A 19,778-nucleotide genomic window follows, 5' to 3' on the forward strand; every position below is an offset into this window, starting at 1 on the left:
ACCGTTCGTTAACCTGCCGTCGTCATCATTGCTCCGCCTGCGCCGCGAAGGAACAGGTGCTGTGTCGCGCGTGGTGCGCGACGCCAACCCGGCACCGTTCGCCGTGCGTGCCGCAGAGAGGGTCGATCACAAGATGCGCGAAGTATTCCAGCAGGAGCTGGCCGAGGTCCAGGATCGCCTCGTCGAGATCTCCGGACTCGTCGAGATCGCGATCGAGAAGGCGACTCAGGCGTTCAACCACTCCGATGTCACCCTCGCCGAAGAGGTGATCGCCAGCGACGCCCGGATCGACGAGCTCGCGATCAGCCTCGACGAGCTCGCGATCGACATCCTCGCCCGCCAGAACCCGGTCGCCCGCGACCTCCGGATCGTCGTGTCGGCCCTGCGCATCAGCGCCTCGCTCGAGCGGATGGGCGACATCGCGGAGCACATCGCGCAGCTGTCGCGGTACCGCTTCCCCGACAAGGTCGTCCCGAAGAGCCTGCGCCCCACGTTCGTCGAGATGGGCCGCCTCGACGTCGTCGTCGCGCACAAGCTCACCGAGCTGCTGCGCTCGCAGGACGGCCGCATCGCCGAGGAGATCCGCGACGAGGACGACAAGATCGACGAGCTGCACGTCAGCGTCTTCGACAAGGTGCTCAGCGAGGCCTGGAAGGGCCAGGCCGCGGACACCGTCGACGCCACCCTCGCCAGCCGCTACCACGAGCGCTTCGCCGACCACGCGGTCTCCATCGCCAAGAAGGTGCAGTATTTGATCTCGGGCGATTACGCCTGAGTGCTGAGATCGCGCTCTGCGCGATCACAGCCGCGGTCGGCCTGCGCCTGAATGCGAGGATCACGCTCCGCGCGATCCTCGCCGCGGTCGGCTTTCCGGGATGGTTTCGTTCCGAGGAGCGTCCGCGTTCGGCTAGGCCGAATCGCTCACACGCGATTCGGCCGTTCGCCTTTAAGGGGGTCGGCCGGCCTGCACGATCGAAGCTCGGATGCCGTCCGAGCCGATTCGGGGGACGGATTCTCGCCCGTCATCCGGTGATGGAGTAGCACGCGATCGTCCGCTCCCGTCGTTTCCGCTGATCGAGTGCGCGTGGAGCGCGCGTATAGAGATCCGCCGATGCAGGGGCGGGGCAGACCCTCTCCGTCGACCTTCGGCGCGTCTCGAGCGCGTCGGTTCGCGGAACGGCGCAGTTCGAGCGAGCCGAACCGGGTTCCGCGAGCCGGACGTACCGGCGGGAACGCGGAAGGCCCGCGCGGATCGGGGATCCGGCGGGCCTTCCGTGAGGGCGGGACCTACTTCTTGGCACCCTGGGCGGCGACGGCGGCGGCACCGGCGGCGGCGGCCTCCGGGTCGAGGTACTCGGCGGGGCCGATCGGCGCGAAGTTCTCGTCGAGCTTGTAGACCAGCGGGATGCCGGTCGGGATGTTGAGCTCGGCGATGTCGGAGTCGGAGATGCCGTCGAGGGTCTTCACGAGCGCGCGGAGCGAGTTGCCGTGGGCGGTGATCATGACGGTCTTGCCCGACGCGAGGTCCGGCTTGATGTCCGACTCCCAGTACGGCAGCATCCGCTCGATGACGAGCTTCAGCGACTCCGTGCGCGGAGGGCGTCGCCCAGGTCCGCGTAGCGCTCGTCGTGCGCCTGCGAGTACTGGTCGTCGTCGTCGAGCGGGGGCGGCGGGACGTCGAAGGAGCGGCGCCAGGTCTGGAACTGCTCGGGGCCGTACTCGGCGAGCGTCTGCGCCTTGTCCTTGCCCTGCAGCGCGCCGTAGTGGCGCTCGTTGAGGCGCCAGGACCGCTTGACGTCGATCCACAGGCGGTCGGCCACCTCCAGCGCGATGTTCGCGGTCTGGATCGCGCGGGTCTGCCGCGACGTGTAGACCACGTCGGGGTGGAGCCCGGCCTCGGTCAGCAGCTCGCCGGCGCGCGTGGCCTCCGCGACGCCCTGCTCGGTGAGCCGCACGTCGACCCAGCCGGTGAACAGGTTCTTCTGGTTCCACTCGCTGTTGCCGTGGCGCACGAGGATGAGAGTGTAGGTCTCGGACATGCGCCCAGTGTAGAGGCGGGGCCTCCGCCCGCGGATACGCTGGAGCCCATGCCGATCGGAGCCGTGACCCGCGGGACCACGGGCACGAACCGCCTCCGCCGGGTCGACCGGTGGATCGCCGAGCTCCCCGCACTGCGCTCCTCTCCGCAGCCCCTCGTGGTCGACCTGGGCTTCGGGGCGAGTGCGGTCACGACCCTCGAGCTGCATCGCCGGCTCGTGGCCACCGTCCCCGGCATCGAGGTCGTCGGCTTCGAGATCGAGCCCGCCCGGGTGACCACCGCGCGGGAGCAGCTCGCGGTCGTCCGGGGCGGCGGCACCGCCTTCCCCTCGGATGCGCGCGTCGGCTTCGAGCGCGGCGGCTTCGAGATCCCGCTCCCCGGGGACGGCGGGCCGACGTGATCCGCGCGTTCAACGTGCTCCGCCAGTACGACGAGGACGCGGTCGCCGGCGCCTGGCGGATCATGACCGAGCGGCTCCAGCCGGGCGGGGTCCTCGTGGAGGGCACCTGCGACGAGATCGGCCGCATCTGCACGTGGATCGAGATCGGCCGGGACGGCCCGCGGTCGTTGACGCTCTCGCTCCGACTCGGAGCGGTCCCGTCCCCGCTCATCGCGGCGGAGCGACTGCCCAAGGCCCTGATCCACCGCAACGTGCCGGGCGAGCGGGTCCACGACTTCCTGCACGCCCTCGAGCGGGCGTGGACGATCAACGCCCCCCTGGCCGTCCACGGCCCACGCAGCGCTGGATCGCCTCGGTGCGGTCGCTGCGGTCGGACTGGCCGATCCTCGGCGGTCCCCGGCGGTGGCGGCTCGGCGAGGTGACCGTCGCGTGGGACGCGGTCGCGCCCGCGGATCGGGCCCCGTCACTCCTGTGAGCATTCTCCAGATCCGCGGCCGGTACCGTCTGCTCCCATGGACGACCCTCCCTCAGACGCGCCCGCTCATGAACCGGCGCGCCACCCCGCCCCTCTGATCGGCGGTGATGCGCGTGCCTGAGTGGCTCGGCATCGTCATCGGCCTCCTCCTCACCCTCGGCACCGGCCTCTTCGTCGCCTCCGAGTTCGCGCTGGTCAATCTCGACCGCAACGAGCTCGAGGAGCGCCGCGCTCGCGGCGAGAAGCGCCTCGACCCCACGATCTCCGCCCTGCGGATCACCTCGACCCACCTCTCGGGCGCGCAGCTGGGCATCACGCTCACCACGCTCCTCACCGGCTACACGTTCGAGCCGGCCATCAGCTCGCTGCTCGCGGAGCCCTCCGCTCGGTGGGGGTCCCCGAGGGGATCGTCCCCGGCATCGGCGCCGTCATCGGCGTGCTGCTCGCCACGGTCTTCTCGATGATCATCGGCGAGCTCGTGCCCAAGAACTTCGCCCTGGCCCTCCCGCTCGCCACCGCGCGCGTGGTCGTGCCGTTCCAGGTCGCGTTCACGACGGTGTTCAAGCCGGTGATCCTCCTCTTCAACAACACGGCGAACGCCCTCATCCGCGCGATGGGGATCGAGCCCAAGGAGGAGCTGTCGGGCGCCCGCAGCGCCGACGAGCTCGGCTCGCTCGTGCGCCGCTCCGCTCTGGAGGGCACCCTCGACCGCGATCACGCCGACCTGCTGCACCGCACCCTGCTCTTCTCGAGTCGGAGCGTCGCCGACGTGATGACCCCGCGCGTGCGCATGTCGTCGGTCACCCTGCGCAGCACCGCGGAGGACGTCGTCGAGCTCGCGAACCGCACCGGCTTCTCGCGCTTCCCGGTGCTCGGCCGCGACTCCGACGACATCCGCGGCGTGCTGCACGTCAAGCACGCCTTCGCCCTCGAACCCGAGCGGCGGCGGCGGGTGAGCGCCGAGGAGCTGATGGTGGCTCCGATGCGCATCCCGAGACCGCTCGCGCCGACGCTCTGCTGGCTCCGCTGCGCGGCAGCGGTCTGGCGATCGCGGTGGTCGTCGACGAGTACGGAGGCACCGCCGGCGTCGTGACTCTCGAAGACCTCGTCGAGGAGATCGTCGGCGAGCTCGAGGACGAGCACGACCGCACCCGCGCCGGAGTCATCCGCTCCGGCCGCTCGGCCACGTTCGGCGGTGAGCTGCGCCCCGACGAGGTCGCCGCCCGGCTCGGCGTGATCGTCCCCGAGGGCGAGGACTACGACACCGTCGCCGGCTTCCTCTCGTCGAGCCTGGGCCGACTGCCCGAGCTCGGCGACGAGGTCGCCCTCGAGGCCGGCGTGCTGCGCGTCGACCGCGTCGCCGCGAACCGGGTGGACCGCGTCCGCTTCACCCCCGGCTCGGAGGGCGGTACCGCCACCGGAGTCGCAGCCCTGCGCGCGGAAGGAGCCGTTCATGAGTGAGTACCTGCCCGGGATCGCCTGGCTGGTGGTCCTCCTGCTCGTCAACGCCTTCTTCGTCGGCGCGGAGTTCGCGGTGATCTCGGCAAGGCGGTCCCAGATCGAGCCGAAGGCCGACGCCGGGAGCCGCGCCGCGAAGGCGACCCTCTACGCCATGGAGCACGCGACACTGATGCTGGCGACGAGCCAACTCGGCATCACCGTGTGCTCGCTCGTGATCCTCAACGTGTCGGAGCCGGCGATCCACCACCTGCTCGAGATCCCGCTCGGGCTCACCTCGCTGTCCGCCGAGGCGATCGGCGTGATCGCGTTCGTCGCGGCGCTGCTGCTCGTCACGTTCCTGCACGTGGTGTTCGGCGAGATGGTGCCGAAGAATCTGGCGTTCTCAGTGCCGACGCGGGCGGCCCTGCTGCTCGCTCCCCGCTCGTGCTCGTCTCGCGTCTCGTGAAGCCCGTGATCTGGTCGCTCAACGCGGTGGCCAACGGGATCCTCCGTCTCGTCCGCGTCGAGCCGAAGGACGAGGCGACGAGCGCGTTCACCCTCGACGAGGTCGCAGCGATCGTGCGCCAGTCCACTCGGGAGGGAATGCTGGTGGACGCCTCGGGCACCGTCACCGCCGCCTTCGAGTTCACGACGAAGCAGGTGTCGGACGTCGCGGTTCCGCTCGACGAGATGGTGCTCCTGGCGTGGGAGTCGACTCCCGCGGATCTGCGCCGAGCGGTCGCCGTGCACGGGTACTCGCGCTACCTCCTCGCGGGAGCCGACGGCCTGCCGGCAGGCTACCTGCACCTCAAGGACGTGTCCGACCTCGGGGATCAGGAGTCGCCGGTGCCCGCGAAGCGCATCCGCCGCCTGGCCGCGGTGTCGGGCGGCGACGAGCTCGAGGACGCCCTGGCCGCCCTGCGGCGCACCGGAGCGCCATCGCCCGCGTCGTCGACCGCGAGGGGCGCACGACGGGAGTCCTGTTCCTCGAGGACATCATCGAGGAACTCGTCGGAGAGGTGCAGGACGCCACGAACGCCTGAGCCGGGGCCGCACTGTCAGCCGAGCTCCGGCAGCGCGGCCCTCGCCGACGCGGCGTCCATCCCGGTCGCGGTCAGCAGATCGACCGCGAGCGGACGGAGGATCACCAGCAGGGTCTTCTCGGCGAGGCGCGCGTCCGGGATCATCCGCTGCGGGTCGAGGGTGGTGGCCAGCAGGACCAGATCCTGGCGGGCGAGAGCCGTCATCGACGCGTCGGAGACGCACCGGCCCAGCAGGGCGATGCCGGGCCCGAACGCCGCGACCGCCTCCGCGAGCTCCGGACGCGGCACACCGTCCCCGATCAGGAAATCGGTGCGGCGCGCGACGATGCGGAGGTTGCGGGTCGCGAGGTCCAGCGAGGCGAGCAGTGCGCTCTGGCGCTCGAGCTCGCCGCGGTGCCTCCGGACGAACGGGGAGATGCGCGCGACCCCGATCGCCGATTCGAGTGCCGCCGACCACGCGTCGATCACCGGCTGCGTCCCGCGGACGCGCTCGAGGGCGGCGGCCGACGCGGAGGCGTCACCGCTGCGGAGCGCGTCGGCGAGCGTCTCGACCGTCCCGGCCAGCGCCGCGACCAGCCGTCGCGCCTCCGCTCGCGCCGCCCGCAGCGGATTACGGGGCACGATCGCCGTGCAGAGCAGCGCGGCGAGACCGCCGACGAGGCCGTCGAGGCTGCGCGTGAACACTCCCCCGTCGGGAGCCGGGAGCACCATCACGAGCATGGCCTGCGTCCCCGCCGCGACCGCGAAGCCGGGCGAGGGCGAGAGCGCGCGTCCCACCGTGAAGACGACCGCGAGCACGAGGGCCAGCTGCCAGACGCCGGTGCCCCAGAGCAGCAGGAGCACCTCGCTGAGCGCGATGCCGAGGACCATCCCGACCGCGGTCTCGGCGACCTGCTTCGGGCGGGTGTCGCGCGCGATGCCCAGGCTCGAGATGGTGACCGTCAGCGACAGCACCGGCGCCGGGTGCCCGAACACGAAGCGCGAGACGGAGTAGGCGAGCACCGCCGCGAGCACGATCTGCACCACCGCCGGGGCCGACGCCACGGCGCGCGCAACGCCCCGCGAGGGTCGCGGACGATCGCCGTGGACGAGGCTCGGATCCGCTCGGCCGCCCGATCCCGACGTGCGGGTCCTGCGGCCACCACGGTGTGGCCTACCTGGTCTTCGCCCCGAGCCGGGGCAGACGGGGCACGCCCGCCTCCGCACCGGCTCCGGGCGGGACGACGACCTCCTGGGCCGCCGCGACCCGGACCTCGCCCGCGAGGACCGTGAGCTCGAGATCGACCGGGACGGCGCGCTTGACGACCGCGAGCGCCACCGGGCCGTCCTCGTAGTGCCAGGCGCTGGAGGTGACCGCGCCGACCTCGACGCTCTCGCCGTTCTTCAGTGCGAAAACGGGATCGCCGTGCGACGGCAGCGCGGAATCGGAGCCGTCGAGCTGCAGCAGGACCAGGCGGCGGGGCGGGTGGCCGAGGTTGTGCACCTTCGCCACCGTCTCCTGGCCGCGGTAGCAGCCCTTGGCGAGGTGCACCGAGGAGCGGAGGAGGTCGAGCTCGTGCGGGATCGACCGCTCGTCGACCTCGGTCGCGTGACGCGGACGCCACGCCGCGATGCGGAGCGCCTCGAGCGCGTCGGCGCCGGCGAGGACCACGCCGGCCGCCGCAGCAGCCGAGGGGAGGCCCGCGAGAGCGGTGCGCGGCACGAGGGTCTCGCGCGCGTGCCAGTCGGCCGCCGGATGCTCGGCCGCGGCGTACTGCCAGCCGCCGGGCTGGACGCTCGTCCACGGGTCGATCCAGCTGACGGCGGAGTCGCCCGCGAGACCGAGGACGAACGAGGCGGCGGATCCGTCGCCGAGGGTGGCGAGCGTCGCGAACTCGTCGGTGCGGTCGGCGATCTCGACGCGGAGCAGGAAGCGCATCCGGTCGAGCCAGGCCGCGAGGCCGGCCGTCTCGTCGCGGTCGAGCAGCAGCCAGGCCGCCTCTCCGTCGTCGACGAGGCGGATGAGGTGCTCGATGCGGCCGGTCGGGTCCAGGAGGAGCGTCTCGGCGGAGTCGCCGGGCTGCAGCCCTCTGAGCGCCTGACTGGTCAGGGAGTCGAGCCAGGTGAGGCGGTCGGGACCGGTGACGGTGACGACTCCGCGCCCCGACAGGTCGACGAGCGCGGTGCCCGCGGCGAGCGCGCGCTGCTCGCGGAACGGCTCGCCGTAGTGCGCGGCCACACCCGGCTCGGCGACGCTCGCGGTGGCCACCGCCCCCGGGACGTCGAGCAGGGGCGAGAGCGGGTCAGTCGACACGGGCGAGCCTTCCGGAGGCGTGGGTGCGCAGGCCCTGGCCGAGCGCGGCGATGTCCCACGCCCAGAGCAGGTGGTCGTCGACGAGGCCGTAGAGGCGGGTGGCGGCGGCGTAGTCCTTCGCGGCGGCGGTGCGCATGACCGCATCCGTCGCGAGGTCGATCCTGGGGCCCTTGACCTGGCCGAGGTAGAGCTCGCTCACGCCGTCCGGGTGGACGAGGGAGACCTCGATGTCGAAACCGCCCGCGGCGTTGCGGAGCGTCTCGACCGACTCCGCGTCGGGGTAGGCGGGAGCACCGCGTCCCGGCAGCATCGCGGGGCCGGCATCGGCGTCCGTCAGGGCACGGCTGAGGCGCCAGTAGCCCATCTCGCTCACCAGCGGGCTGTGCCCGATCTCGCGCTCGTCGTCGAGCAGCCAGGTGTAGGAGCTGTAGTTGAGGTAGGGCAGACCGTCGTAGCTGAAGCTGACGCGGTGGCCGAACTCGGCCTGCACGCTCTCGTCTCCGACGGCGTAGTCGACGACGCCGGACCCCTCCCAGACGCCGAGCAGCCAGGAGGGGGACGAGCTCGGGCGGCAGGCCCGACGGAAGGGAGATCACTCCGGCTCCGACGCGGCGGCTAGCTCTGGCCGCGGTAGAGCTTGTAGACGACGACTCCCGAGACCCACGCGATCGCGAGGGAAGCGAGCCCGAGCAGTCCGAGATAGAAGAGTTCCAGCGCGAGAAGCATGCCCCCATCCTACCCGGCCGCGCGGGCTCCCAGCGGGGCGGGGGCAGCGGGACGACGGGGAGCGTCAGCGCCCGGCGAGTGCCGCGATCGCGCTCGCGACGCCGACGACGACCATCGCGCCGACGACGCTCGTCATGGTCCGGAGGAGGTACCCGGAGGCGCGGGCGACGGCGAGCTGCACCGCGAAGGTCGCCAGCACGCATCCCCCGAACGTGAGGGCGAGCCACGTCTGAGCCGACCCCGGCGACGCGAGCACCAGCGACACGACCGACCCCGCGAGTGCCAGCACCCAGACGATGCCGACGCCCACCCGATCCCCGCTCATCCGTCAATCATGCCCGAGGCGATCGGCCGTTCCGGCCCGCCGCTAGTATTGCCGCAGACCATTTCTGGAGGATCCGTGGCGCAGTTGTTGATACTGACCTCTGCGGGGGGCACCGAGGTGCTGCCCGCGCTGGGGCTCCTCAGCCACAAGACCCGGCAGATCCCGGCAGAGCCGGCCCAGCTCGTGAACGCCCCGAGCTGCGATCTCATCTTCGTCGACGCCCGTCAGGACCTCGCGAGCGCCAAGTCGCTCTGCAAGATCCTGACCACCACCGGCATCAACGTGCCGCTCATCCTGATCCTCACCGAGGGCGGGCTGACGGCGGTCTCGGCCGACTGGGGCGTCAACGACGTGATCCTCGACTCCGCCGGGCCCGCCGAGGTCGACGCGCGCATCCGCCTCGTCATCGGCCGCCTCGCCCAGGAGCAGTCGACGTCGCGCATCCAGGCCTCCGGCGTCGTGATCGACGAGGCGAGCTACTCCGCGAAGGTCCACGGCCGCCCCCTCGACCTCACCTTCAAGGAGTTCGAGCTCCTGCGCTTCTTCGCCACCCACCCGTCCCGGGTGTTCACCCGCGAGCAGCTGCTCAGCGAGGTGTGGGGCTACGACTACTTCGGCGGCACGCGCACGGTCGACGTGCACGTGCGGCGCCTGCGCGCGAAGCTCGGCGACCTCGAGTCCCTCATCGGCACCGTCCGCAACGTCGGATACCGGTTCAACGTCTACGAAGAGGACAATGAGCGAGTCCCTCAACCTCTCCGTTGAGAACCTGGCCGACCCCTCGGTGTCGGCCGGTCTCGAGCAGCTGATCGGCCGCGCCCAGTGGTTCGACGGGCAGCCGCCCTTCAGCGACCAGACCCTGGTCGACGCGCGCACCGGCTCGCGCACGCTGCTGATCGGCCTGCGCGCCGACGTGGTCGTCGCCGCGGCCGTCCTCGGGCAGGGCGAGCTCGAGTTCGTCGTCGATCCGGAGTGGCGCGGCGTGGGCTTCGGCCGCGCCGTGCTCGAGCAGGTGCTCGCGAGCGGACGCACGGGTCTGCTGGCGTGGGCGCACGGCGACCACCCCGCGGCGCGCTCGCTCGCCGAGTCGCGCGGCTTCGCTCCGGTGCGCACGCTCCTGCACCTCGAGCTCGAGCCCCTGGTCGCCCCCGCGGTGCGGGTCCCCGAGGGGTACGTGCTCTCGGACGCCCGCGGTCTCGATCCTGCGGAGTGGGTCGCGCTCAACGCGCGCGTGTTCGCTGCGCATCCGGAGCAGGGACGGATCACCGAGGACGACCTCGCCGCCCGCCGGGCCGAGGACTGGTTCGACGAGGGCGACTTCCTGGTGCTGCGGAACGCCTCCGGCGCTCTCGTGGGCTACGACTGGCTGAAGATCGAGCCCGGCTCCGCGACGGGCGAGATCTACGTGCTCGGCATCGCTCCGGAGGAGGCGGGCCGCGGCCTCGGCCGCGCCCTCCTGGGCGCGGGCCTCGCCCGCATGCTCGCGCGCGGCTGCCCGCCGCCGACCTCTACGTCGAGGCCGAGAACCGCTCGGCCGTGGCCCTGTACCGCTCGCTCGGCTTCACCGACGCCTCCGTCGACGTGCAGTACCTGCAGCGCACGCCCGCCGTCCGCTGATCCGGAGGCTCCTCCCCGACCGCGTTCACCCGCATTCACCACGGGCGGCGCGGAGCGCGCGGAGGCGGTGCCAGGATGGTCGCATGGACGGCGACAACCTCATTCTCGAAGACGGCCTGAGCGACGAACTCGACGACGACTTCGATGACGAGGAGGAGCACTCGGACCCCTCCTCCCGGACAACCGCTACCTCGACCGCGAGCTGAGCTGGCTGGCGTTCAACCAGCGCGTGCTCGAACTCGCCGAGGACCCGCTGGTGCCGGTGCTCGAGCGCGCCAACTTCCTCGCGATCTTCTCCTCGAACCTCGACGAGTTCTTCATGGTGCGGGTCGCCGGTCTGAAGCGCCGCATCCTCACCGGCCTCGCCCTCACGACGAACATCGGCCGCGTCCCCCTGGACGTGCTGACCGACATCTCGGAGAAGGCGCACCAGCTCCAGCAGCGTCACGCCCGGGCCTTCAAGGACCAGGTCGAGCCCGCCCTGCGGGACGCCGGCATCGACATCGTCCGCTGGGACGAGCTCAGCGACGCCGAGCGGGCGGTGCTGGACGACTACTTCTCGGCACAGATCTTCCCGGTCCTGATGCCGCTGGCCGTCGACCCGGCGCACCCGTTCCCGTACATCTCCGGGCTCTCGCTCAACCTGTCGGTCCGGGTGCGCAACCCCAAGACCCAGAAGACCGAGTTCGCCCGCCTCAAGGTGCCGCAGATGCTCCCCCGCTTCGTGCGCATCGCCGGCGTCGCCGCGCCCGGCGAGCCCATGCGGTTCATCTCGCTCGAGGACCTCATCGCCAACGAGCTCGACGACCTGTTCCCCGGCATGGAGATCCTCGATCACCACGTCTTCCGGGTGACCCGCAACGAGGACGTCGAGGTCGACGAGGACGAGACCGAGAACCTCATCAAGGCGCTCGAGAAGGAGCTGCTGCGACGCCGGTTCGGCCCGCCCATCCGCCTCGAGGTCACCGACGACATGGACGACGAGACGCTCGGCCTGCTCGTCCGGGAGCTCGACATCACGACGCAGGAGGTCTACAAGCTCCCGGCTCCCCTGGATCTCAGCGGCCTCTTCAGCCTGCAGAAGATCGACCGGCCGGACCTGAAGTACCCCAACCACGTGCCCACGACGGCGGCGCAGCTCATGCCGACGGAGCCGAACCAGCGCCAGGACGTCTTCAAGGCGGTCTCGCGCGGCGACGTGCTGCTGCACCACCCCTACGAGTCGTTCGCGACGAGCGTGCAGTCGTTCCTCGAGCAGGCCGCCGCCGATCCCGACGTGCTCGCGATCAAGCAGACGCTCTACCGCACCTCGGGCGACTCCCCCATCGTCGAGGCCCTCATCGACGCGGCCGAGTCGGGCAAGCAGGTGCTCGCCCTGGTCGAGATCAAGGCGCGCTTCGACGAGCAGGCCAACATCTCGTGGGCCCGCAAGCTCGGAAGGCCGGCGTGCACGTCGTCTACGGCCTCGTCGGCCTCAAGACGCACTGCAAGCTCGCTCTCGTCATCCGCCAGGAGAAGGGCGGAGTGCTGCGGCACTACTCCCACATCGGCACCGGCAACTACAACCCGAAGACCTCGCGCATCTACGAGGACCTCGGCCTGCTGACCGCCGACGACGAGGTCGGCAAGGACCTCACCCGTCTGTTCAACGAGCTGTCGGGGTACGCGATCGAGAAGAAGTTCAAGCGCCTGCTCGTCGCTCCGCGCCACCTCCGCAAGGGACTCCTCAAGAGGATCGATGCCGAGACCGAGAACGCCCGCGCGGGCAAGCCCTCCGGGATCCGGATCAAGGTCAACTCGATCGTCGACGAGGCGGTGATCGACGCGCTCTACCGCGCCAGCCAGGCCGGGGTCCCGGTCGACGTCTGGGTCCGCGGCATCTGCGGGCTGAAGCCGGGGCAGGAGGGGCTCAGCGAGAACATCCGCGTCCGCTCGATCCTGGGCCGCTACCTCGAGCACTCGCGCATCTTCAGCTTCGTCAACGACGGCGATCCGGTGGTCTACATCGGCAGCGCCGACATGATGCACCGCAACCTCGACCGCCGTGTCGAGGCCCTCGTGCGGATCGTCGAGCCCGCCCACCTCAGCGAGATCGACGACATGTTCGAGCGCGCGATGGACGAGAAGACGGCCTCGTGGTGGCTCGGACCCGACGGAGTCTGGACGCGCCGCCACCTCGACGAGGACGGAGCCCCGCTGTCGGATCTCCAGAACCGTCTGATGGCGCACATCACGCACCGCAAGCGCATCGCGTCGCGGGCCGCTTCCCGGGCCTCCTCCCGCTGACGCCGTGACGGGGACCGTCTACGCGGCCGGAGCGGTGTGCTGGCGGATCATCGAGGGGCCGCCCGCACATCCTCGTGATCCACCGGCCTCACCGGAGGGACGTCAGCCTGCCCAAGGGCAAGGTCGACCCCGGCGAGTCGCTGCCCGAGACCGCGGTGCGCGAGATCCGGGAGGAGACCGGGCTCGCCGTCGGGCTCGGCGTGCCGCTGGGCTCGACCGAGTACACGCTGCCCAACGGGCGGCCCAAGGCCGTGTACTACTGGGCCGCGAAGGTCAGCGAGAAGGCCGTGCTCCACTCCGACTTCCTCCCGAACCGCGAGGTGGAGGCGCTGGAGTGGGTGACGCCCAAGCGGGCGCGCGGGTACCTCACCTACTCGCACGACGTCGCGATCGTCGACGAGTTCGCCCGGATCGCCGCACGGGGGGCGCTCGAGACGTTCGCGCTCGTGGTGCTGCGGCACGCGAAGGCCGTGCCCGCCTCCTCCTGGGACGGGCGCGACTCCACCCGCCGCCTCAACCGCCGCGGTGCCGAGGAGGCCGCGGCCGCCGGACGCGCCGTCGCCGCCTGGCGCCCGCGCCGCCTCGTCTCGAGCACCGCGAAGCGCTGCCGTGCCACCGTCGCTCCCCTCTCCTCCCTTCTGAAGCGACCGGTGCGACTGTCCGAGGAGATCAGCCAGGAGTCGTACGAGAACGGCACGGCCGACATCCGGAGCCTGGTCGGCAAGCGCGTGCGCGCACGCAAGTCGGCGGTGCTCTGCAGCCACCGGCCGGTGATCCCGGAGATCCTGCGCGAGATCGCCCTCGCCACCGCGACTCCGATCGGCCCGTACCTCGACGAGGCGTCGCACCTGCCCACCGGGGGATTCACGGTCGTGCACCTCTCGAGCGAGCACCCCGGCTCGGGCATCGTCGCGATCGAGACGCACTCGCCGCTCGCCTGAGCCTCCTCCCGAAGACGGCGGATCGAGCCGGATCCCCGTCGCGCCCGGCAAGCCCCGACGGGCCTCGTTCACCGCCCGTTCACCCAGCGGACCGTGGGCGGACACGACCCCCTCGTACATTCGCTCGCGGGCTGCACCAGGCCCTGTTCTGTTTCCATGCTTTCCTACCCGAAAGGGATACTTGTGAGAATCTCGCGTCTCGGCCAGGCGGCCGTCGTCGCCGCCGTCGCAGCGATCACTCTGACCTCGTGCGCAGCCAACGAGGGGGCGCCTCCGCAGGCGGGTCCTCCGAGTCGGGCTCCGGCAGCAGCCTCGAGGGCACGCTCAACGGCATCGGCGCCTCGTCGCAGGGGTCGGCCCAGGAGGCCTGGGTCGCCGCCTTCCAGACGGAGAACCCCGGCGTCACCATCAACTACTCGCCCGACGGCTCGGGCGCGGGCCGCGAGGCGTTCATCGCCGGCGGTGCCGACTTCGCCGGCTCGGACCGCGCGCTGAAGCTCGAGGAGCTCGACGGCTCCTTCGGCAAGTGCGCCGAGGGCACCTCCGCCATCGACGTCCCCGCCTACATCTCCCCCATCGCCCTGGTCTTCAAGGTCGACGGCGTGGACGAGCTCAACCTCGACGCGGCCACCGCCGCGGGCATCTTCAAGGGCACCATCACCAAGTGGAACGCCCCCGAGATCACCGCGCTCAACCCCGACGCGACGCTCCCGGACGCCAACATCACCGCCGTTCACCGCTCGGACGACTCGGGCACCACCGAGAACTTCGCCGCGTACCTCAACGCGACCGCTCCTGACGTGTGGGACGCGGAGCCGGACGGCGTCTGGCCCTACGAGGGCGGCGAGGCGGCCCAGGGCACCTCGGGCGTCATCGACACCGTGACCAACGGCACCAACACCATCGGCTACGCCGACGCGTCGCGCGCCGGTGACCTCGGCACCGCGAAGATCAAGGTCGGCGAGGAGTTCGTCGAGTACTCCCCCGAGGCCGCTGCCGCGATCGTCGACGCCTCGCCCGAGGCGACCGACCGTCCCGAGAACGACATCGTGTACGACATCGACTACTCCACCGAGGAGTCGGGCGTCTACCCGGTCGTCCTGGTCAGCTACCTCATCGCCTGCCAGGAGTACCAGGACCCCGCGACGGCTAGAGCTCGTCAAGGCGTACCTTGGCTACGTGACCAGCGAGGCCGGTCAGGAGGAGGCCGCGACCTCCGCCGGTGCCGCCCCGCTCTCGTCCGAGCTGTCGACCCAGGTCGCCACCGCGATCGAGTCCATCAAGTAGCACCCCCGCGCGAATCGGCCCCGGACCCCCACCGGTCCGGGGCCGTCTCGGCTCGGCCCCCTCCCCACACCGAACGCAGGGAACCCACCATGAGCACCGCAGAGCGGCCCGTCGGCGCCATCAAGGCGAAGCAGCGTCCGGCCGACCGGATCTTCGCCGGGTCGGCAGTCGCCTCCGGCACGCTGATCCTCGTCATCCTCGCCGCCGTCGCCCTCTTCCTGGTCGTGCAGTCGATCCCGCGCTCACCGCGCCGGCCGACGACATCTCCGGCGGCGCCGGCTTCTGGGCCTACGTCGGGCCCCTGGTCTTCGGCACGGTCTACGCCGCGGCCCTGGCCCTCGTCATCGCCGTCCCGATCTCGATCGGCATCGCGCTCTTCATCTCGCACTACGCCCCGCGCCGTCTCGCGCAGGGCCTGGGCTACGTGATCGACCTGCTGGCCGCCGTGCCGTCGGTCGTCTTCGGCCTCTGGGGCATCACGGTCCTCGCCCCCTTCGTCCAGCCCTTCTACACGTTCCTCACGAACGCCTTCGGCTGGTTCCCGCTCTTCTCCGGTCCCGTCTCGGGCACCGGCCGCACGATCCTCACCGTCGCGCTGGTCCTCGCCGTGATGATCCTGCCGATCGTCACGGCGATCTCGCGCGAGGTCTTCCTCCAGACGCCGACCCTGCACGAGGAGGCGGCGCTCGCCCTCGGCGCGACCCGCTGGGAGATGGTCCGCACCGCGGTCCTCCCCTTCGGCCGCCCCGGCATCATCTCGGCCTCGATGCTCGGCCTCGGCCGCGCGCTGGGCGAGACGATGGCCGTCGCCATCGTCCTCTCGCCGTCCTTCGTCGTGAACTTCGCGCTGCTTCAGTCGACCAACTCCAACACGGTCGCCGCGAACATCGCGCTGAGCTTCCCCGAGGCGTACGGCCTCAAGATCAACGAGCTGATCGCCTCCGGCCTGATGCTCTTCGCCATCACGCTCATCGTGAACATGCTGGCCCGCTACATCATCAACCGCCGCAAGGCCTTCTCGGGAGCGAACTGATGGTCACCATGACGACTCCTCCTCGCCAGCGCCGCCGCGTCGAGGACGCCGCTCCCGCAGTGACGAACACCCTCACCAGCGGGCGGCTGCCCAAGTGGGCCCCCCTCGCGCTCCTGGTCGGCAGCATCGCCCTGATGGCCGTCGTCTACGGGCTCCTCGCGGTCAGCGGAGTGACCGAAGGCTTCGACGTCGTCGGCACCGTCTTCTTCGGCGCCGTGCTCTACACCGTGTCGGTGTTCGTGCTCGCCCGACTGGTGGAGGGCGCGCGGCGCGCCACCGACCGGGTCGTCACGACGCTCGTCACCGCCGCGTTCGTCGTCGCGCTGATCCCGCTGATCTCGCTGATGTACACCGCGATCACGGCCGGTGCCGCGCGCTTCGACCTCCTCTTCTTCACCTCCTCGATGCGCAACGTCGTCGGCGAGGGCGGCGGCGCGCTGCACGCGATCATGGGCACGCTCATCATCACGGCGCTCGCGGCGGTCATCTCGATCCCGATCGGCCTGATGACGGCCATCTACCTGGTCGAGTACGGCCGGGGCGCGCTCGCCCGCGGCATCACCTTCTTCGTGGACGTGATGACGGGCATCCCCTCGATCGTCGCGGGACTGTTCGCCTACGCCCTGCTGGTGCTGTTCTTCGAGCCGGGCGTCCGCATGGGCTTCGGCGGCGCGATCGCCCTCTCGGTGCTGATGATCCCCGTGGTCGTCCGCTCGACCGAGGAGATGCTGCGCCTCGTCCCGAACGAGCTGCGCGAGGCGTCCTTCGCCCTCGGCGTGCCGAAGTGGCTGACCGTCCTGAAGATCGTCCTCCCCACCTCCATCGCCGGCATCGTGACGGGCGTCATGCTCTCGATCGCCCGCGTCATCGGCGAGACGGCTCCGCTGCTCATCGTCGCCGGTTTCACGCAGTCGATGAACTACAACCCGTTCGACGACCGGATGATGACCCTCCCGGTCTACGTCTTCCGCCAGTACGCCGACCAGGGCTCCGACGCCGCCGCCTACATCGACCGGGCCTGGACGGGCGCGCTCGTCCTCATCCTGATCGTCATGCTCCTCAACCTGCTCGCACGCCTGGTCGCGCGCATCTTCGCCCCAAGCTCGGCCGCTAACCCGAAGGATCTCCGTTGTCCAAGCGCATCGAAGTCAACGACCTCAACGTCTACTACAGCAAGTTCCTCGCGGTCGAGGGAGTCGGGCTCACCATCGAGCCCCGCACCGTCACCGCCTTCATCGGGCCCTCCGGCTGCGGCAAGTCGACCTTCCTCCGCACGCTCAACCGGATGCACGAGGTCATCCCCGGCGCCTACGTCGACGGCGAGGTGCTGATCGACGGGAACAACCTCTACGGACCCGGCGTCGACCCCGTCCTCGTCCGCCGCCAGGTGGGCATGGTCTTCCAGCGGCCGAACCCGTTCCCGACGATGTCCATCCGCGACAACGTGCTGGCGGGCGTCAAGCTCAACAACCGCCGCATCAGCAAGAGCGACGCGGACGACCTGGTCGAGAAGTCGCTCCAGGGCGCGAACCTCTGGAACGAGGTGAAGGACCGTCTCGGAAGCCCGGCTCCGGTCTCTCGGGCGGGCAGCAGCAGCGTTTGTGCATCGCCCGCGCGATCGCCGTCTCCCCCGATGTCCTGCTGATGGACGAGCCCTGCTCGGCGCTCGACCCGATCTCGACCCTCGCGATCGAGGACCTGATCGAGGAGCTCAAGAACGAGTACACGATCGTGATCGTGACGCACAACATGCAGCAGGCCTCGCGCGTCTCGGACCGCACCGCGTTCTTCAACATCGCGGGCACCGGCAAGCCGGGCAAGCTCATCGAGTACGACGACACCGCGACGATGTTCTCGCGCCCGTCCGTCCAGGCCACCGAGGACTACGTCTCGGGCCGCTTCGGCTGATCCTCCGCCACGACGACGAGAGCCGCACTCCCCTCGGGGCGTGCGGCTCTCGTCGTCGAGGAGGTCGGTGTCAGGCGGTCTCGATCGCCAGGATCGGCTCGGTGGTCGGGGTCTCCGATCCGCCCTCGTCCTCGACGGTGACGGCGACCACGGCGCCCTCGGCCATCGTCCCCTCGAGGGCGCGACCGTCCGGCCGTCACCACCCTCGAAGAGGCCGGCGGCCACGGGTCCCGACGAGTCGATGTACCAGAGCTCGTAGGTCTTGCCGTCGGGCAGCGGAGCGAGGTCGTCGACGACGAGCGCCGAGCGTCCCAGCGAGCTCGACCAGACCAGCGTGGCGGACTCGCCCGAGGCGACCGTGGCGGTCGACTCCTGCGCGTCGGGAGCACTGCGAATCTGCTCGAGGGCCGTCAGCTCCTGCGTCTGGCCGGAGCCCGGCGAGAGGACGGAGGGCAGCGTCACTCCGCCGACCACGATCACCGCGGCGGCGGCCGCGGCCGACAGGTAGATCGCCGGTCGCGTGAACCAGCGTCCGCGAGCCTGGCCTCGGCGCCGTGGCGACCGGACGCGGACGGCGGCACTGCGGCCGCCTCCCGGTCGGGTTCGACGGCGTGGAGTCGGGGCGCCTCGGTCTGCTCGAGGGGCTCCTCGCGCAGGAGCTGGGGCGTGGTGGCGATGAGCGCCATCAGATCGGCCTTGAGGGTCGGCGACGGCGCCACGGACGGCGCGTCGTCGGCGAGCGCCTCGGCAACGGCCGAGAACTCGTCGGCTTCGGCCCGCGCCTCCGGATGCTCAGCGAGGTACTGCTCGTAGCGGGCCTGCTCGCGCGGAGTCAGGATGCCCAGGGCGTGCCCGGCGGCGAGGTCGCGGGGATCCTCCGCCTCGTCGGGTCGAAGCGCATCGGTCACCGGGTCACCCCCATCTCTTCTCGAAGTCTGATCATTCCATCGCGCAGGCGCGTCTTCACGGTACCGACGGGGCACTGCAGGATCCCCGCGATCTCGCTGTGCGAGTATCCGCCGTAGTACGCCAGCTGCAGCGCCTGCCGCTGCAGCTCCGTCAAGCGGCCCATGGCGGCCGCGACCTTCTCGTGCTCAAGAGACACCTCCGCCTGCTCGGCGACCTGGTCGTAGTCACGACCGAGATCCCGGATTCCGATGCGGACGTCCCTGTCGCGGCCCGCCTGGGCCGCGCGTACCCTGTCGATGGCCCTGCGGTGTGCCATCGTGAGGATCCAGGTCGTCGCGCTTCCTTTATTCGGAGCGAAGCGTGCAGCGGTTTGCCAGATCTCGAGGAACACCTCCTGGGTCACCTCCTCGGACTGCGCGCGGTCGACGAGGACGCGGGTGACGAGCCCGAGGACCCGCGAGGCGGTGAGGTCGTAGAGCTCGGCGAAGGCCGCCTGGTCGGCGGAGGCGACGCGCTCGAGGAGCGTGCCGAGATCGGTCGTCGTCCCGTCGCTCATCCGCGCTGCCCCGCCCGGGCCCTGCTCCGGAAGCCGTTGGCCACGGAGGAGACCACGATCGACACGGCTGCGACGATCACGACGACCTCGATCGGGTGCACCACGAAGCGGATGTCGATCGCGAGGGCTCCGAGATCCAGCGGCGCGGGGGCGGACAGCCGGGGCGAGAGCCAGAGGGCGATCAGCCCGGCGGCCGCGGCGGTGAGAGCCGGGTAGGTGCGCGGACGGATGAGCACCCAGAGGCCGGCGATCACGTCGAGGATCGCCAGCGAGCGCATCACCGCCCCCTGCGAGACCGTGAGGCCCCCGCCGAGGAGGGCGCCGTCCGCGCCGTCGACGAGCGGGGCGCCGAGGAAGTACAGGACGGCGGCGACCAGCAGGCCGATCCCGGCCCACCACCGCGCGCCTCTCCGGAACGCGGTGCGGTTCTTCATCGGGATCGCGCCTGTCTGTCGAGGACTCTGACGTGCTGTGCGGAACGGCCGTCTCGGGCCGCCTGTC

General features: G+C 71.0%; 10 protein-coding genes and 11 pseudogenes. 12 read left to right on the plus strand and 9 right to left on the minus strand.

The genetic code is table 11. The features are described 5' to 3' along the window. Positions 1-133: 133 nt before the first annotated feature. Positions 134-775 (plus strand): phosphate signaling complex protein PhoU, encoded by a 642-nt coding sequence (gene phoU, locus AC0CII_RS08240; RefSeq protein WP_207406622.1) that lies wholly within the window; start codon positions 134-136, stop codon positions 773-775. A gap of 512 nt (positions 776-1,287) precedes the next feature. Here the strand turns inward: phoU and AC0CII_RS08245 are convergent. Then, positions 1,288-2,039 (minus strand): annotated as a pseudogene (locus tag AC0CII_RS08245) (phosphoglyceromutase). A gap of 48 nt (positions 2,040-2,087) precedes the next feature. Between AC0CII_RS08245 and AC0CII_RS08250 the strand changes: the two are divergent. From AC0CII_RS08250 to AC0CII_RS08260, 3 pseudogenes are all read left to right on the plus strand, one after another. Beyond that, positions 2,088-2,913, plus strand: a pseudogene (locus tag AC0CII_RS08250) (class I SAM-dependent methyltransferase). Positions 2,914-3,026: 113 nt separating this feature from the next. Next, positions 3,027-4,374 (plus strand): annotated as a pseudogene (locus tag AC0CII_RS08255) (hemolysin family protein). After that, positions 4,367-5,396: pseudogene (locus tag AC0CII_RS08260) on the plus strand (hemolysin family protein). Before AC0CII_RS08255 ends, AC0CII_RS08260 begins: the two co-directional pseudogenes overlap by 8 nt. Positions 5,397-5,411: 15 nt before the next feature. Here the strand turns inward: AC0CII_RS08260 and AC0CII_RS08265 are convergent. From AC0CII_RS08265 to AC0CII_RS08280, 4 genes and pseudogenes are all read right to left on the minus strand, one after another. Then, positions 5,412-6,440, minus strand: a complete 1,029-nt coding sequence (locus tag AC0CII_RS08265) for an FUSC family protein (protein WP_465227978.1) — start codon at positions 6,438-6,440, stop codon at positions 5,412-5,414. A 109-nt stretch (positions 6,441-6,549) separates the two neighbouring features. Continuing rightward, positions 6,550-7,689 (minus strand): CAF17-like 4Fe-4S cluster assembly/insertion protein YgfZ, encoded by a 1,140-nt coding sequence (gene ygfZ, locus AC0CII_RS08270; protein WP_465229143.1) that lies wholly within the window; start codon positions 7,687-7,689, stop codon positions 6,550-6,552. Continuing rightward, a pseudogene (locus tag AC0CII_RS08275) lies at positions 7,679-8,285 on the minus strand (nitrobindin family protein). Before AC0CII_RS08275 ends, ygfZ begins: the two are co-directional and overlap by 11 nt. Positions 8,286-8,479: 194 nt before the next feature. Then, positions 8,480-8,740 (minus strand): hypothetical protein, encoded by a 261-nt coding sequence (locus tag AC0CII_RS08280; RefSeq protein ID WP_207406578.1) that lies wholly within the window; start codon positions 8,738-8,740, stop codon positions 8,480-8,482. Between the two features lie 75 nt (positions 8,741-8,815). Here AC0CII_RS08280 and AC0CII_RS08285 point away from each other — a divergent pair, with 75 nt between their 5' ends. The 8 genes and pseudogenes from AC0CII_RS08285 (at position 8,816) to pstB (ending at position 17,812) form a co-directional block, all read left to right on the plus strand. Next, positions 8,816-9,505 carry a winged helix-turn-helix domain-containing protein gene (locus tag AC0CII_RS08285; RefSeq protein ID WP_207406579.1) on the plus strand — a complete coding sequence of 230 codons (690 nt, stop codon included), beginning with the start codon at positions 8,816-8,818 and terminating at the stop codon, positions 9,503-9,505. Then, complete coding sequence (gene mshD / locus AC0CII_RS08290; protein WP_465229144.1) at positions 9,477-10,505, plus strand: mycothiol synthase; 1,029 nt, start codon at positions 9,477-9,479, stop codon at positions 10,503-10,505. Before AC0CII_RS08285 ends, mshD begins: the two co-directional genes overlap by 29 nt. Continuing rightward, positions 10,441-12,643 (plus strand): annotated as a pseudogene (locus AC0CII_RS08295) (RNA degradosome polyphosphate kinase). The gene mshD and the pseudogene AC0CII_RS08295 overlap by 65 nt, the downstream one beginning before the upstream one ends. A gap of 74 nt (positions 12,644-12,717) precedes the next feature. Further along, a complete protein-coding gene (locus AC0CII_RS08300; RefSeq protein ID WP_465229145.1) occupies positions 12,718-13,584 on the plus strand; it encodes an NUDIX hydrolase in 867 nt (288 codons plus the stop codon). Between the two features lie 183 nt (positions 13,585-13,767). Continuing rightward, positions 13,768-14,871 (plus strand): annotated as a pseudogene (locus AC0CII_RS08305) (phosphate ABC transporter substrate-binding protein PstS). A gap of 89 nt (positions 14,872-14,960) precedes the next feature. Continuing rightward, positions 14,961-15,904 (plus strand): annotated as a pseudogene (gene pstC, locus AC0CII_RS08310) (phosphate ABC transporter permease subunit PstC). A gap of 8 nt (positions 15,905-15,912) precedes the next feature. Then, a pseudogene (pstA, locus tag AC0CII_RS08315) lies at positions 15,913-17,004 on the plus strand (phosphate ABC transporter permease PstA); the annotation flags it as partial. A 29-nt stretch (positions 17,005-17,033) separates the two neighbouring features. After that, a pseudogene (pstB, locus tag AC0CII_RS08320) lies at positions 17,034-17,812 on the plus strand (phosphate ABC transporter ATP-binding protein PstB). A gap of 228 nt (positions 17,813-18,040) precedes the next feature. Here pstB and AC0CII_RS08325 read toward each other — a convergent pair. From AC0CII_RS08325 to AC0CII_RS08340, 4 genes and pseudogenes are all read right to left on the minus strand, one after another. Beyond that, positions 18,041-18,292, minus strand: a pseudogene (locus AC0CII_RS08325) (anti-sigma factor); the annotation flags it as partial. Then, positions 18,289-18,720 (minus strand): hypothetical protein, encoded by a 432-nt coding sequence (locus AC0CII_RS08330; protein WP_465229146.1) that lies wholly within the window; start codon positions 18,718-18,720, stop codon positions 18,289-18,291. The pseudogene AC0CII_RS08325 and the gene AC0CII_RS08330, both read right to left, overlap by 4 nt. Next, entirely contained in the window at positions 18,717-19,277 is a 561-nt protein-coding gene (gene sigK, locus AC0CII_RS08335) for an ECF RNA polymerase sigma factor SigK (RefSeq protein WP_465227972.1), read from the minus strand. The genes AC0CII_RS08330 and sigK overlap by 4 nt, the downstream gene beginning before the upstream one ends. Further along, positions 19,274-19,711, minus strand: a complete 438-nt coding sequence (locus tag AC0CII_RS08340) for a hypothetical protein (RefSeq protein ID WP_465227971.1) — start codon at positions 19,709-19,711, stop codon at positions 19,274-19,276. Before AC0CII_RS08340 ends, sigK begins: the two co-directional genes overlap by 4 nt. Positions 19,712-19,778 lie beyond the last annotated feature (67 nt).

Source organism: Rathayibacter sp. AC182 (genome assembly GCF_979253875.1).